Annotated in this window: 15 protein-coding genes; 3 read left to right on the top strand and 12 right to left on the bottom strand. The window is 59.3% G+C overall.

What is annotated here, in order from left to right; all coding sequences use genetic code 11:
- Positions 1-27 precede the first annotated feature (27 nt).
- The 12 genes from AACY42_RS02725 to AACY42_RS02780 form a co-directional block, all read right to left on the bottom strand.
- Entirely contained in the window at positions 28-534 is a 507-nt protein-coding gene (locus AACY42_RS02725) for a phage major tail tube protein (protein WP_339476187.1), read from the bottom strand.
- Positions 534-1,700: a phage tail protein gene (locus AACY42_RS02730; protein WP_339476190.1), complete on the bottom strand. Its 1,167-nt coding sequence runs from the start codon at positions 1,698-1,700 to the stop codon at positions 534-536. Before AACY42_RS02730 ends, AACY42_RS02725 begins: the two co-directional genes overlap by 1 nt.
- A 2-nt stretch (positions 1,701-1,702) precedes the next feature.
- Positions 1,703-1,912: a hypothetical protein gene (locus AACY42_RS02735; RefSeq protein ID WP_339476194.1), complete on the bottom strand. Its 210-nt coding sequence runs from the start codon at positions 1,910-1,912 to the stop codon at positions 1,703-1,705.
- Positions 1,913-2,014: 102 nt separating this feature from the next.
- Positions 2,015-2,443: a phage tail protein gene (locus AACY42_RS02740; protein WP_339476196.1), complete on the bottom strand. Its 429-nt coding sequence runs from the start codon at positions 2,441-2,443 to the stop codon at positions 2,015-2,017.
- A gap of 2 nt (positions 2,444-2,445) precedes the next feature.
- Positions 2,446-4,398 carry a phage tail protein gene (locus AACY42_RS02745; protein ID WP_339476198.1) on the bottom strand — a complete coding sequence of 651 codons (1,953 nt, stop codon included), beginning with the start codon at positions 4,396-4,398 and terminating at the stop codon, positions 2,446-2,448.
- Positions 4,399-5,034: a phage tail protein I gene (locus AACY42_RS02750; protein ID WP_339476201.1), complete on the bottom strand. Its 636-nt coding sequence runs from the start codon at positions 5,032-5,034 to the stop codon at positions 4,399-4,401.
- Complete coding sequence (locus AACY42_RS02755) at positions 5,031-6,026, bottom strand: baseplate J/gp47 family protein (protein WP_339476203.1); 996 nt, start codon at positions 6,024-6,026, stop codon at positions 5,031-5,033. Before AACY42_RS02755 ends, AACY42_RS02750 begins: the two co-directional genes overlap by 4 nt.
- Positions 6,023-6,355 (bottom strand): phage baseplate protein, encoded by a 333-nt coding sequence (locus AACY42_RS02760; protein WP_014336817.1) that lies wholly within the window; start codon positions 6,353-6,355, stop codon positions 6,023-6,025. Before AACY42_RS02760 ends, AACY42_RS02755 begins: the two co-directional genes overlap by 4 nt.
- An 11-nt stretch (positions 6,356-6,366) precedes the next feature.
- Entirely contained in the window at positions 6,367-6,978 is a 612-nt protein-coding gene (locus AACY42_RS02765) for a phage baseplate assembly protein V (protein ID WP_339476208.1), read from the bottom strand.
- Between the two features lie 3 nt (positions 6,979-6,981).
- Complete coding sequence (locus AACY42_RS02770) at positions 6,982-7,494, bottom strand: hypothetical protein (RefSeq protein WP_339476210.1); 513 nt, start codon at positions 7,492-7,494, stop codon at positions 6,982-6,984.
- 36 nt (positions 7,495-7,530) lie between these two features.
- Entirely contained in the window at positions 7,531-7,881 is a 351-nt protein-coding gene (locus AACY42_RS02775; RefSeq protein WP_339476212.1) for a phage holin family protein, read from the bottom strand.
- A 516-nt stretch (positions 7,882-8,397) separates the two neighbouring features.
- Entirely contained in the window at positions 8,398-9,132 is a 735-nt protein-coding gene (locus AACY42_RS02780) for a LexA family transcriptional regulator (RefSeq protein WP_339476470.1), read from the bottom strand.
- A 554-nt stretch (positions 9,133-9,686) separates the two neighbouring features.
- Here AACY42_RS02780 and AACY42_RS02785 point away from each other — a divergent pair.
- From AACY42_RS02785 to fdxA, 3 genes are all read left to right on the top strand, one after another.
- On the top strand, positions 9,687-10,046 hold the full coding sequence (locus AACY42_RS02785; protein WP_339476214.1) for a DUF6124 family protein: 360 nt from the start codon (positions 9,687-9,689) through the stop codon (positions 10,044-10,046).
- Positions 10,047-10,697: 651 nt separating this feature from the next.
- Positions 10,698-13,277: a DNA mismatch repair protein MutS gene (gene mutS, locus AACY42_RS02790; protein ID WP_339476217.1), complete on the top strand. Its 2,580-nt coding sequence runs from the start codon at positions 10,698-10,700 to the stop codon at positions 13,275-13,277.
- A 142-nt stretch (positions 13,278-13,419) separates the two neighbouring features.
- Entirely contained in the window at positions 13,420-13,743 is a 324-nt protein-coding gene (gene fdxA / locus AACY42_RS02795) for a ferredoxin FdxA (protein WP_339476220.1), read from the top strand.
- Positions 13,744-15,179: the final 1,436 nt, after the last annotated feature.

The raw sequence follows: 15,179 nt of genomic DNA on the forward strand, positions 1-15,179 counted from the left end.
TGGCTGGCATTAAGGTGTTCAGGCTATTTAAGGCAGCAACACCGCCCGGCGCGCATCACCGAGGATGTCGACGCCGTTGAGCACGAACTTCTGGGTGCGCACGTCGATGTCGATCACCGGGACGCCGTTTTCCAGGCGGTTGTAGGTGCGGCAGGACAGCTCAAGATTGGTCTTGGGCTTCTCGTTCATTTTCAGCGCAGTTTCCTCGAGGGATTTCAACTTGCCGCCCACCGTGTGGTAGGTAAACCAGGTGTTGCCGTCCTGATCCTGGCCGGCTTCACGCACGTTCAGCAGAATGTCGTCGCCCACGCTCACCCCCAGCGCCAGCATGACTTCCGGGCCGAGGCCTTGCAGCGTCAGCTTGGCCGTCAGCACCTTGCCGCCCTTGGCCATTTCCTCGCCAATGAAACGGCCGCCGCGCATCTCTTCCATGTCGAATTCGATCTTCGGCGGCGTGAATTCTTCCACCGTCGCCGACAACGGCAGGCCTTGCAGGGTGGCCGCGATGGCCTGTCTTACGCGGTTGGTAAACATTAGAGAACGTCCTCCAGGAACTGCTCGATGATTTCATCGCGGGCATTGAGTTGATAAATCATGTGTTCGTTCGGCGCGTAGCGGCCATAGTCGATGACCACATACCAGGTGCCGTTCTTGTACTTCTCGACGCTGTTCAATTCCGGGTGCAGGTACACGCTGCCGCCGGGGATGGTTTCGTCGGCGACCAGGGTTTGCAGCCAGTCGTTGATGCGCTTGACCTCCTGGTCCATGAAGGATTTGGTCAGGTTCTTGGCCATGGCCTTTTGGCCGGCTTTCACCAGCTTGCGGCTGATGGCATCTTCAAGGCCGACGTAACTGATGAACTTGCCGGTGACGGAGCGGTTACCCAGCAGCGAGAAGCCGCCGAGAATGGTCCGGGCGTAGTAGCAAACACCATAGCGATTGAGCAGATCGCCCTCGGTGGAGGTGTCGAGGATGTTGTATTCGACGGTGCGCGACACGTCTTCGGCGTAGGTCACCTGGTTACCCGGGCTCTCCCATTGCTTGACCTTGGCCAGCGCGGCGATGGCCAGGCTCGACGGGGCCAGGAAGACGTTTTTCTTCGCCGCTTTCGAGTAGATCGCCGGCATGTTATGCACCACCAGGCAACGGTCGAAACCGAGGTCCGCGCCGCCCAGTTCCTGGCTGTAGGTCACTTGATCAGCGACCGCGGCGTCCTTGCCGTCGAGCACCACACGCGCCTTGATACGCTTGCCAAACGAGGCGAACTCGCTCGCTACCGCCTTGGTGCCGGTGAAACCTGGCGCGCCGATGATGGTCAGGTCTTCAGCGACCCCACTGAGCGCCGCCAAACCGAGTTTGCGTCCGGTCTCGGCCTCAATGCCGCCAATCACGTTGTTCTGCGTGTCGGCCGGTGTGGCGCCCTCTTCGACGATGACCACGTAGACCGGCACCTTGACCACTTTGAGGATCTGGTAAACCGCGTGAAACAGCGTCCCCGCCTCAGCACCGGTCGGGTCCAACTGGGCCTGAGTGGTGAAACTGTTGATGCGGAACGGGGTGTTTTTCGGAATCAGCAGGTTGGCATTCGGCGCGGTGCCGACCAGCCCGATGACGTTATCACCCAGGCCACCCATGGCCTCGGGAGATTCAGTGGCATTGACGGTAATGCCGTTGTGCTCGAAGTTCAGAACCTCAGCCATGGTTATTCAGCCTTTTTGGTGGTGGCCTTATTGGCCGGGGTGGATGTGGAAGCCGGTTCGACGGCTTCGGTTTTTTTCAGCTGCAGACGACCGGCGCTGTGCCAGGCGTTGGCCTCGACGTCGAGCAGGTCGAGTTCCTGGCCGACGCTCGACCAGTGGCCGCCGCCGGTGGGGAATGGGAGGAGCACGGTGTAGGTTTGGCGTAGTGCCATTTTTGGGTTCTCCAGATATGAAAAAGCCCCGTGTGTGCGGGGCTGTTGTCAGGTTTTTGTGATGTGTGCGGAAAGGAAAACGCCCCGTCGGTGCGGGGCGTTTTATTGGGGGTGGTCAGCGAGCCAAGGTGGTGCAGCCGGGCGTAGTTCGTCGCTTGGAAAGTCTGGTGACAGCGGCCAATCGCGCAAGGCTTGCACATAGTCCAGCAGCGCCCCGGACTGTTCAATCGTCAGGGTCGTGGGCCGGCCAGAATCTACTTCGTCACGATGACGCTCACGCAGCCATCGAACGCTCTCGATCTCGGCATCTCGCCATCTGCGCTCAACCGCTGCCAACTCATAAGCCGAAACAGGTAACGGATCTATCAGAGTCGGCAGACCGTCGACGTCATGGCTGCGGACCTTACCTAGGGCTGGATTGGCAATCACTTGGTTATAGCGATCATCGGGAATATCCACAGCATCGGCGGGAATTACTGAATGAAGGCCGACTATGTAACAAGTCCCCGTTGTGCGACTGTACTTACGCATGATCATCTCCCAAGACAAATAAAGGTGTATCCAGCGACACCGGCAGGAACTGCAATAGACCCTGCGCTTACAGTACGCGCCAGAACGTCAATCCCATTAACGGACGCTGACTGACAGCTCATCATTGTCCCAAGGCTTGACGTACTAATCGAGTAAGCGAGAAGTGAAGAGGGAAAAGCCATTGCCAAGTTTATATGGGCAGTACCTGCGCCTGCATTAACTTGCCCGTTAGCCCATTGAATGATAAAGCCACCCAGCCACGACGGGAAAGCTATATAACCATTAGAGGTAAAGCTAACAGCAAATCCCCAGCGCATTTTCTTCGGCGAGACTACAACGTCGTCTAATACACCCGCATCTACTTGTGCTTGCGTCGCAATCTGTTCGTCGCTCAATAGCCAAGACCAAAACAGAGTATCGGTAGTTGAAGTATATTGACCGAGCCAGAACCGGCGATCATTGCTGTCAGAAGCATGCTCAACAGCAAGATAATAAGTGGCATCACTACGAGGCGTAATTGCCAGAACGCCTATGAGTCTGTTACCGCTCTCGGGAGGTGCCCCCGGAGTCGCCGCGTTTGGAACAAGCGCACCATAAGCCTGATACAACCCACCGGCTGTAATTGATTTGAATGTAGTCAGCGGGGTCCCAATCCCCCCCAAACCAAATTGCCCAACACTGATTTTTCCAGCCATCAGATCCTTGAACGCTGTAGACAACACGTCTCGGATCGACCCATCCTCCGCATACCAGGAAATACCCGCCCCCGTCGACAAACTGATGCTGTCCATCGTCTTTAACACAAGCTGATTCGCAGCCATGCCCGCCACATAATCCGTGCCTTGCAGGATGATGGTCGCGGCGCCGGTTGAGACGTTTACGAAAGTTATGGTACCGCCGTTAAACCCCGTATTGGCCCGGGGCAACGTGATATTGATCGGGTTTGTCGAGTTGATAATGAACGATCTCCCGAAAGCATCGGCTGTCAGCACAGTGCTTGCGTCAAGCCCACCAATCCCCGAATGATTGCCAAGAGCTCGTTGCACAAACGCGGTATTGGCGAGCATCTGACTATTATTGCTGAGCGGTGCAGTCGGGGCCGTTGGTGTGCCCAACAAGGCCGGGGAATTAAGTGGCGCAAACCCCTGCGTCACATTCTGAAAACTCAATGCCGTAACGCCCAGAACAATCCCGCCATCCGTAACCAACTGCCAGATCGTATTGGCAAGCGTCGCCCCCTCTTCGACCGGAACACTCAATCCCGAAGTAACCTCGGCGTTCGCATCAGCATCCTTTGCCCGAACCCAAGCGCCGTTCGCGGCAACGTAGATACCGTTGTCTTTCGCCAAGGTCTGGGATTTAACAAGCACCCGATTCCCGGCAACCACGGCAACACCATCAATCGCCTGCGCACCACTCAAAACAATGTTGGCCGTTGTCGCCACCCGCACAGACTGCTTCCTGTCGAGCTTGGCGAGTTCGTCAGCGACATAGCTGGCAACCCAGGCCCGCGTCGCTTTGACCACCGTGTCGTCGATCAGCAACGTTACCAACTCAGCATTACTGGTTTCGAAAATCGACCGAATGTAAAACTCTTTCCCCGACCCCGAAGTCGCCAACACCGGCTTGAACGACTCCGGATATTTGACGATGGCATACAGAATCCCGGTATCGGTCCAGATCCCGGCCTCACGCACATACCAGCCGCCCACGTCGGGCGGGATGGTGACTTCAGCGAGCAACCAGCTCGGGTTTTTCTCATCTTGGAACAGCGCATTGAGCGGCCCGCGCCATACTTCGCGTTTGAGCGCCGTGGCGGTTGCGGCCGGGTTGTAAACTTCGCCGCCGCCGTCACCGACGGAAATCTGCGACAACTTGATCGGTGTGCCCGCCGCCTTGCAGGCGGTTTCGTAGGCGATCCCCGTATCGGTGAGCAAGGTGTAATAGTCGGCCATTTAGGACCCCTGTGGATAAATAGTGGAGGTTTCGACGGTGTAGAGCGCGGCGGCCATGAAGCCCCGGCCCGAGGCTTCTAGCCCTTCGATTACAATCGGATAAACCGTGGTCAGTTCGCCGCACAGCGTGGCGGCACCGATGACGTGACGGCCGAATGCACTCAAGCCGACAGACACCTTCAAGGTGTCGCGCTCGCTTTTGGCATCCGCCAGGCGACGGTCGAGACGGGCGTCGATTTCTTCGCTGTAGGGCTGCTCGGTAAATGCCCTGACGGAAAAACTGTAGGGCGGGTCAGGGGGTGTTTGCTCATACCAGGCGCGCACTTCAGGCATCAGTTGCAAACCCTTGGCGGCATTTTCCAGGGCCTTTCGCGTCCCGGCCTGCCGGGCGGTGGACCAGGCGAGCTCAACGGTCAGGCGCTTTTCCGCCTCGGGGGCTGCGGAGCTCCATTCGTTGACCCCACGATCCGCCGCCAGATACGGCAGGAACGCCAAGGGCGTGCTCGTTGGATTCATCAGCTCGGGAAACGGCGGATCGATGCGTTCGAGCAACCGAGCGAACCCCAGATCCAGGGCCCGTTCCAACGGTGAACTGTTGACCGGCAGCAGGCTCGGGCGAGGTGTGTCGTCACTCATAACGTATCCACCTCGACCTCGATGCCCGTGCAGTACGGGGCTTGAAAAGCCGTCGTCACAATCGGTGCAAGCGGTTCGAGAATCAGCAACTGAACCGCCCCGGCGCTGTGCAGCGTGTAGTCGATCCAGCTCGGATCCACCCGACCTTCCAGGCGATGACAAGCTTGGGCATACGCCTGCAACTGCTGCTGGGCAGCAACCTGAGTCAACCCTGAATCCGGACCGGCATTGATCTTCGCCGCGACGCGGATTTTGTAGGGTTTGATTTGCGCGCCCTGAACAATGACCAGGTCCGTTTCCGGGCGTACATCCGGCCGGGCAAAATGTTGGCGAACACCGTCGAGCAGTACCTCGCTCGGCGTGCCGTCACCGTCACGGGACAGTACCGTGACTGTGACTTCGCCCGGCGCGGTGCGGCGTCCGTTGCCGTCCTTGACCTGCGCCGCATGGCCATCCGGATCGAAGGTGTAGGTGACGGTCACCACGCCCGCTGCGGCGTTTTCCACCTTCACCGCTGGCCGTTCACCCAGGGTGAAAATCTCCCGCCGATATTGCATGCGCGAGCCAGCCGCCGGGGCGTGGGGCGCCAGGTAATAACGCAACCGCGCATCGTCATCGCTCTCGTAGACCGGTGGGATGGGCGGGAACGCCGCCGGGTCGCCCGGGTCGAGCAACTGGCGTTCAAGCCCCATGTCCGCGAGGCGAGCGTCGAGGTTGGTGCCCGAGGCCCACCACGCCAACATCTGCTTGATGCGGGCGTTGTATTTGCGCTCGTGGGTTTGCAACCGGACACAGAACGCCTCGAGAGCCAGGGTCAGCAGTTCGCTTTCGTTTTCGAGGCTGTCCACCAGTTTGGCGGCACTGGCAGGAGAGCGTGCGCCGACGTACTCGACCACGAAGGTCTTGAACTCGGCGAGCAAGTCCTCGAACGCTTCGACGGTGACGATGGTCGGTTCGGCCAGTTGGTTCTGACCGGGTATCAACATGCTCATGTCACCACCTCGAAAGTCTGTTTACGGTTTTTCCAGGTGCCGGCGAAACGCAGCAGCAATCCGGCACCGTGCCGGCTGGCGACAATGACCTGCGGCTCGAAATCATCGATGCCGTTGTCCGGGTTGTAGAACGCTTGGGCCGCGTGGCTCTGGGCAAGGATCAGCAGGTCGTCACCGAGGTTCTGCCCCAGCAATTGCGTGAGTGCGCAGCCATACAACGGGCGCTTCTGGCGAGTGCCCAACGGCGTGGTCAAGGCACGGGTGGCGCGCTGCACGAACTGCAGCCAGTCGTCGACCGTGGCGCCGGTATTTCGATCGATTCCAATCATGAGGACATCTCTTATGCGGTACTGATGACGCGTCCCTGGTGATCCACCACCGGGCCGCTCAGGTGCACACCGGAGGCGTCGAGCCGAATGCCGACGCCGCCCAGTTGCAATTCGATGGTTTCGGGAGTCATCGCCAGCCGCGACGGGCCAATGTTCAGTCGCAGGGTTTCACGGGAACCGCTGAACGCCGCCGGGCCGTTTTGCCAGTGCAGGACATGGCTGGCATGGTCGTAGCCGTTTTCCGTACCGTCCTGATAGAGGCGACGCGTCAGCGAGGCCTGGGTCGAGACGGGTGGGAACTGACCGCCGTTGAGACCGAACAACGCCACGGCTTGCCCGCCGCTCTCACCGCCGCCATGGTTCAGCAACAGGCATTGCTCACCCACGGACGGAATCCGCGATTCGCTCTGGGCGCCGGCGCTCGGATTGAAAAAACGGATCGCTGGGGTCAGCAGGCCGCCATGGCTGACCTTGCAGGTGTTGCTGGCCGCGTCGACTTCCTGGCAGATGCCGATGCGGCAGAAACTCTCCGCACGCCGATGCAAGTCTTCCAACTCGGTTTCCATCTGCGCCAGACGCTCGATGATCGGCCCCAGATGCATCCGTAACAGCGCATCAAACATGGCTCAGCCCTCGAGTGCGGTGTATTGGTCCGGGTCGTCGATGTTCGACACTTCCCAGGTACGAGCAAACTTCGGGATGCCCAACGGATCCTCCAGCAGCGTCGGGCCGAGGTACAGGATTTGGCTGAAGGAAAGGGTCCAGGCGGTGTATTGCCGTGCCGGGTTGATGAACGTGGATGGCAGGCCATCGAGTTCCGTGGGCAAGTCGCATTGATCGCCCGACAGCCCCCAGCGGTTATCCATGACCAGATGCTTCAGTTCCGCGGCCAAGTCGCAGGCCTCCCAGCCCGGAACGGCCATGACCACTTGCAGGGAAACCGTGAGGACATGGGCAATACGCCCGTCGTTGGCGCGGTGGCCGGGTGCATCACGCTCGATGGCAATCAGCACCCAGGGTTGATCGTCAGTGCCATCGAAGTCCTGGGGGCTGCCGACTTTCAAGGTGGGATAAGTAGCGCGCAGTGTCTGGGCAATGGCCGAGAACAACTGCGACGGTTTTTCGATAAGGACGGGCATTGATCGCCTCCTTGTGTAGGGATCAGCGATGCTGGTTCACGGCTGGTCGGGAGGAACGTCCCGCGGAGGGACTTCGCAAACGCCGATCCGCTTGGCGACCCAGCGCTCGTAAAGACCGATGGCCACATCGGCACCGGCCATGGCGGTCAGGCAACCCAGGGCGCAGGCGCTCCAGATCGACATCCCGAGGGCATACAACAGCATGATCGCCGAGACGCCGCAGACCATGCAGGCGCCGGAGCGCAAGGCCAGGCGCCGCAACAGCGACCAGCCACGGGCGCCCTCCTTGTCGGCGCGCCACATCTCGCCGGACACCCCGCCCACCAGGGCGAGCACGATGACCAGCCAGATCGGCATGTCCAGCAACGCTTGTTGCTCGTTTGTCATGTCACGCCTCCTGGGGGTGATTGATGAGAAAGGTGTGTTGGGTTCAAACGATGTCTCTTGAGGTAGGCATTCCAAAAAGCCCGGGGTGAACCGGGCTTTTCAGTAATGCGGTCCTTCGCCTTCCCTGGCCGATGGCCTGAGGGAAGTTGATCTTTCGGCGCGACTGGCGCGGTACGGATCCATTCAAATTGTTCCTCCGGCCGCGGTCCCTGCCCGCCGGATAACTGCTTCTGGTGCTTTACGCTGCACACCCGGGTCAGTTGCCAACCCTCTGAACCGTTAAGGCCGGTTCATCGCTGCCTGTTGGTGGAACTAAAGAGCTTTGTTGCCAGCCGCTTTGTCGAGCGGCTTGGACACAGAATATGCATGGATGCATACACAGTCAATGCGCAAATGCATTTATTTATGCGCAACGAATGCAGATATGCATGAAAGCCCTGTAAATGCGGGGTCGCGGGTTTTCAGGAGGCGAAAAAAAACCCGCACGGCGGCGGGTTTTATCTGACAGCGGAGGGGTTAACGGGCGTACATGCCCCACCAGAAGACGTGACCGAGGATGACGATCTGCTCGTCCTGCATTTCCTGGAATGTGTAGTCCTCGTCCGGATGTTCATCGCGGTTGAAGCTGCGCAGGCGAATGCCGGTGGGCAGGCGGTAAAGCTGCTTCACGCGCAATTGGCCGTTGTGATTGATGGCGTAGAGGTCACCGTCGACGATGTCGCCGATCCCACACTTGCCTGCATTCACCCCGACCGTGGCGCCGTCGCGCAGCACCGGCAACATGCTGTTGCCGCGTACCGTCACGCACTTGGCCTGGTCGAACTGCACGCCGTTATGGCGCAGGCTGCGTTTGCCGAAGCGCAGGCTTGAGCGCTCGCTTTCCTCGATGACGAATCTTCCTGATCCAGCAGCCAATTCAACCTCGCGCAGAAAAGGGACCGACACTTCGTCTTCTTCGACGGGTGTTTCGTCGTCCCACAGGCTTATGTCCTTGAGTTCGGAATGCGGCTCGTCGCGGCGGGCATTGCTGGTCGGCACAACGTCCGCGCGCCCGCGCAACTGATCGGTGCTCACGGCAAAGTATTCGGCGATCTTCGAGATGTGTTTATCCGAAGGGTCGACAATCTTGCCGCTAAGAATCCGCGAGAGGGTGGACTGAGGCACGCCGGTACGCCGGTGAAGCTCCGTGGGGGAGATCCCGTGCTGATCGAGCAATGCTCTTAATACGGTAGAAACGTTGCGTTTTTGCATAGCGCGCATAGTGCTTGTTCTTTTCGCAGAAGACAAATGCTGTTTTGCATAAATATGCAATCTGTAGGAGCTGTCGAGTCCAACGAGGCTGCGATCTTTCCCCAGACACTTGAATCTCAAGCGAAAGATCAAAAGATCGCAGGCTTCGCCAGCTCCTACAAAAGCCAAACCCTCCCACCCGGGATTTGCCCTACACGCCCCTAAGAAAAGACTCCAAACCCGTCCTTCAAATGTGTGACGCAAGGCTACGTTTTCTTGCGCCTCTGCCTACAACTACGCCAGAATCCACCGGCTTGTGCGCCTTGGGGCCCATCGGTACTTTTGATCCTGTCACTGCCCATCAGTGATCGGGTTTAGTAGCTCGGTATCTCCAAGATGTACATCGCTCCATCCAGTCAGGTGTTCCTACTCCTGCATTCGATGGTAGCTGTGCGCAGGGCGCCTTCGGGTGCGCCGGTTTCTTGGATCCCCGGTCTACTAACCTGCGTACAGCTGCCACCCATTTCGTTTAGTAGCGAATCGGTGATGGCTCCCACTTCGAGGATCCAAGAATCATGAGCAAGCACACTCCAAATCCCCCAACCCCAGACGATCACGTCTCCCGCAGCCAATCGGCCAACGCCAAGAAACTCGACGACGCGGCCACCCGCGCGCTGGACTATTACCTCAAGCCGAAAAACGACAAGGAAACCTCTGACAAACCCGACACCCTTTTCATCATCGCCCCCAACATCGACGCCGAATGCCTGCTCGCCAACCTCAGCGAAACCCTGGCCTCGGCCAACGCCATGGTCAGTGACCTGGCATTCGACCTGAAGGGCTCGCGACGGAATATCTTGCTGGGGGTTCAACAGATGATCGAGCTGAGCCAGTTGTTGGCGAACCGGGCGTTGGATGTGGTTGAGGTAAGGTAGGCACTCATGATGCAAGCCGAGACCTAAGAGCAGCCCGGGTAATCACTGTGGGAGCGAGCCTGCTCGCGATAGCGGTAGTCCAGTGACAACTAAGTTGTATTGGCTGCCGTCATCGCGAGCAGGCTCGCTCCCACATTGGATCGGGGTACAGCCGGAGAGACAGGCCGGCTGTCAGGCCGCCTCGCGAGCAAGCTTTGCTCCCACAGATATGATGGGTGTACGACCGGGAGAGCCAGGTCGGCTATCAGGCCGCCTCGGTTTTGTTTTTGATCTGGGGCGCCCCATTAACCACGCTGGCTGAACGAAGGCATTGCGCAGTGGGCAACCCGGCATGGATGCCGGGTTAGCCGCGCTGGGCCATGGATGGCCCTTCGCGGCGGCCCACGGAGCAATGCCTTCGTTCAGGCATGCCGAGCCTAGGCGAGGCACCGAGTGGTGGGGCAAAAGCGCTTTGGTTACTTTCGCGCTTTTCGAAAGTGACCCGCCGTCAGGGCGGAACCCTAAGCAGCCGTTACCGCGGCAACGGATATACACCCAATCCCAAACTGGGTCCCCCCCGCCCCCCCATGTTAACCTTGCGCCCATCGCGGAAAAGCCGGGCCAATGCCCCTCCTTTTGCCCCACACCTTTCAACGAGCTTGCCTGACACCCATGAATACAGCCGTAAACGACCTGTCCTCCCATACGCCGATGATGCAGCAATACTGGCGTCTGAAGAACCAGCACCCCGATCAGCTGATGTTCTACCGCATGGGCGACTTCTACGAGATCTTCTACGAGGACGCAAAGAAGGCCGCCAAGCTATTGGACATCACCCTGACCGCGCGTGGGCAATCGGCAGGCATGGCGATTCCAATGTGTGGGATTCCTTACCACGCGGCGGAAGGTTATTTGGCGAAGCTGGTCAAACTCGGCGAATCCGTAGTGATTTGCGAGCAAGTCGGCGACCCGGCCACCAGTAAAGGACCGGTAGAACGCCAAGTCGTGCGGATCATCACCCCGGGCACGGTCAGTGACGAAGCCTTGCTGGATGAACGCCGGGACAACCTGATCGCCGCCGTACTGGGCGATGAACGCCTGTTCGGCCTCGCGGTGCTGGACATCACCAGCGGCAATTTCTCGGTACTGGAAATCAAGGGCTGGGAAAACCTGCTGGCGGAACTGGAACGGGTCAACCCGGTAGAGCTTTTGATTCCTGATGACTGGCCCAAAGACCTGCCGGCAGAAAAACGCCGTGGCGTGCGTCGTCGGGCACCGTGGGATTTTGAACGTGACTCGGCGCTGAAAAGTCTTTGCCAGCAGTTTTCCACCCAGGACCTCAAGGGGTTCGGTTGCGAAAACCTGACCCTGGCCATCGGCGCTGCCGGTTGCCTGCTGGCCTACGCCAAGGAAACCCAGCGCACCGCCCTGCCCCACTTGCGCAGCCTGCGTCACGAACGCCTGGATGACACCGTGGTACTGGACGGCGCGAGCCGCCGCAACCTGGAGCTGGACACCAACCTGGCCGGCGGACGCGACAACACCCTGCAATCGGTGGTCGATCGCTGCCAGACCGCCATGGGCAGCCGCCTGCTGACCCGCTGGTTGAACCGTCCGCTGCGGGACCTGACCGTGCTGTTGGCGCGTCAAACCTCCATTACCTGCCTGCTGGATCGTTACCGCTTCGAGCAGTTGCAACCGCAGCTCAAGGAAATCGGTGACATCGAGCGGATCCTCGCCCGTATCGGCTTGCGCAATGCCCGTCCCCGCGACCTGGCGCGCCTGCGCGATGCCCTCGGCGCGTTGCCCGAACTGCAAGTGGCGATGACCGACCTCGAAGCGCCGCACCTGCAGCAACTGGCGCGCACCACCAGCACCTACCCGGACCTGGCCGCGCTGCTGGAAAAAGCCATTATCGACAACCCGCCGGCGGTGATCCGTGACGGTGGCGTGCTGAAAACCGGTTACGACGCCGAACTCGACGAGCTGCAAGCGCTGAGCGAGAACGCCGGCCAGTTCCTGATCGACCTCGAAGCCCGGGAAAAAGCCCGCACCGGTCTGGCCAACCTCAAGGTCGGTTACAACCGCATCCACGGTTATTTCATCGAATTGCCGAGCAAGCAGGCCGAGCAGGCCCCGGCCGATTACATTCGCCGCCAGACCCTCAAAGGCGCCGAGCGTTTCATCACCCCGGAACTCAAGGCGTTCGAAGACAAGGCGTTGTCAGCCAAGAGCCGCGCCCTGGCCCGGGAAAAAATGCTCTACGAAGCGCTGCTCGAGGATCTGATCAGCCAACTGCCGCCGTTGCAGGACACCGCCGCCGCCCTGGCGGAACTGGACGTGCTGAGCAACCTGGCCGAACGCGCGCTGAATCTGGACCTCAACTGCCCACGCTTCGTCAGCGAGCCTTGCATGCGCATCAGCCAGGGTCGCCACCCGGTGGTCGAGCAAGTGCTGACCACACCGTTCGTGGCCAACGACCTGAGCCTGGACGACAACACCCGCATGCTGGTGATCACCGGTCCGAACATGGGCGGTAAATCCACCTACATGCGCCAAACGGCGTTGATCGTGCTGCTGGCTCACATCGGCAGTTTCGTCCCGGCGGTCAGTTGCGAATTGTCCCTGGTGGACCGGATCTTCACCCGCATCGGCTCCAGCGATGACCTGGCCGGTGGACGCTCGACGTTCATGGTGGAAATGAGCGAAACCGCGAACATCCTGCACAACGCCACCGAACGCAGCTTGGTGCTGATGGACGAAGTCGGACGCGGCACCAGCACCTTCGACGGTTTGTCCCTGGCCTGGGCAGCGGCCGAACGCCTCGCGCACCTGCGGGCCTACACACTGTTCGCCACCCATTACTTCGAACTCACCGTGTTGCCGGAAAACCAGCCGCTGGTGGCCAACGTTCACCTCAATGCCACCGAGCACAACGAACGCATCGTCTTTTTGCACCACGTGCTGCCAGGCCCGGCCAGCCAGAGCTACGGCTTGGCGGTGGCGCAACTGGCCGGCGTGCCAAGTGAAGTCATTACCCGTGCCCGCGAACACCTGAGCCGCCTGGAGACCACCAGCCTACCCCACGAAGCACCGCGCCCGACCAAAGGCAAACCGGTCGCTCCGCAGCAAAGCGACCTGTTCGCCAGCCTGCCCCATCCGGTGCTCGATGAACTGGCCAAGCTCGATCTGGATGACCTGACACCTCGTCGGGCACTGGATTTACTCTATACATTGAAGACACGGATCTAACACACGGGCTTTCAAGCTGTTAGAATCGCGCGCGGTTTGGGATGCTGCGAACTATTAGCTTGGTTCGCAGACTATCGCTCCCAAACCTGGCGACCCTACCGTGAAGGGGCTTCGCTGCCGCCGCCTGAGGAGAGAATTAGAAATGACCTTCGTCGTCACCGACAACTGCATCAAGTGCAAGTACACCGACTGCGTAGAAGTGTGTCCGGTGGACTGCTTCTACGAAGGGCCGAATTTCCTGGTCATTCACCCGGACGAGTGCATCGACTGCGCCCTGTGTGAACCGGAATGCCCGGCGACTGCCATTTTCTCGGAAGACGAAGTGCCGGCCGGCATGGAGAACTTCATCGAGCTGAACGCTGAACTGGCGGACATCTGGCCGAACATCACCGAGAAGAAAGATGCGCTGCCGGACGCCGAAGAGTGGGATGGCAAGGAAGGCAAGCTCAAGGAACTGGAACGCTGATCGTTGCTGCTTTGGTGGAAAAGGCCCCTTGCGGGCCTTTTTTGCTTTTTCGGATCAAGAAATCGCAGGCAAAAAAAGGGGCGGTTTGACCCGCCCACATTTTTTTCCCTAATCCCTTTAATCCTTTTCATCATCCTGATGAATCGCGTCCTGCGATGTCCTTCCTTCCCATCGTCCTTGACGGGTGTGTCTGTCCGTCGACACAGGACTGATATTAGTATTTTCCCGGGCGAGTGCAACGCGGCTGATACAGGTGGCTTGCTCTGTAACGCTACGTTCATCAACAATTTTTCGTTATAAATCAGATGAATACAAAAAGATCACGGCATTTATAGCGGTCTGTCCGGCCGATGGGGAACTGATCGCTTACGTAAGACTAGGCAAAGGCTTACAAGCTGAACCTACAAATGGATCTCGGCTGGAAAAGCGATTCTTCAGAAACGCTCCAGGCCTAGTCGTTGTTGAGCTGTAGGTTTTATGAGTGGGATTTCAAAGAGGGGGTGTATATCCGTTGCTGCGGTAATGGCCGCTGACGGTTCCGCTCTTACAGCGGGTCACTTTCGAAAAGCCCGGAAGCCGGCCCAGTCGAAAGTAACCAAAGCGCTCATGCCCCACCACTTGGCACCTCGCCTAGGCTCGGTGTGCCCTCACTCCGGCATTGCTCCGTGGGCCCGCCGCGAAGGGCCATCCATGGCCCAGCGCGGCTATCCCGGCATCCATGCCGGGATGCCCACTCCACAATGCCTGCGTTCGGCCAGCGTGGTTAACGGGGCGCCGAGATCAACGTCATCCCCGAGGCGGCCTGATAGCCGACCTGGCTCTCCCGGTCGTACACCCATCAGATCTGTGGGAGCAAAGCTTGCTCCCATATTCAATCTTCAGCGGACACAAAATTCATATCCAACACAGACCTCCTGTGGGAGCGAGCCTGCTCGCGATGAGGCCTGCAAACCCAACATCCATGTGATTGAACCACCGTCATCGCGAGCAAGCTCGCTCCCACATTCAATCTTCAGCGGACACATAATTCATATCCAACACAGACCTCCTGTGGGAACGCGGTCCCACTAGGAACCAGGTCGGCTATAAGGCCGCCTCGCCCCGGCCTTTGATCTGGGCGCCCCGTTAAACCACGATGGCCGAACGCAGGCATTGTGGAGTGGGCACCTCGGCATGGATGCCGAGGTAGCCGCGCTGGGCCATGGATGGCCCTTCGCGGCGGCCCACGGAGCAATGCCAGAGTGAGGGCACACCGAGCCTAGGCGAGGTGCCGAGTGGTGGGGCAGAGCGTTTTTGGTTACTTTTGGCGCTCTTCCAAAAGTGACCCGCTGTAAGAGCGGAACCATTAGTGGCCGTAACCGCAGCAACGGATATACACCCAAACCCAAACCCAAACCAAAAAAAACGGCACTTCCCATTTCTGAAAGAAGCACCGT

Origin of the sequence: Pseudomonas sp. RL_5y_Pfl2_73 (assembly GCF_963970515.1) — a bacterium.
Lineage (GTDB): Bacteria > Pseudomonadota > Gammaproteobacteria > Pseudomonadales > Pseudomonadaceae > Aquipseudomonas.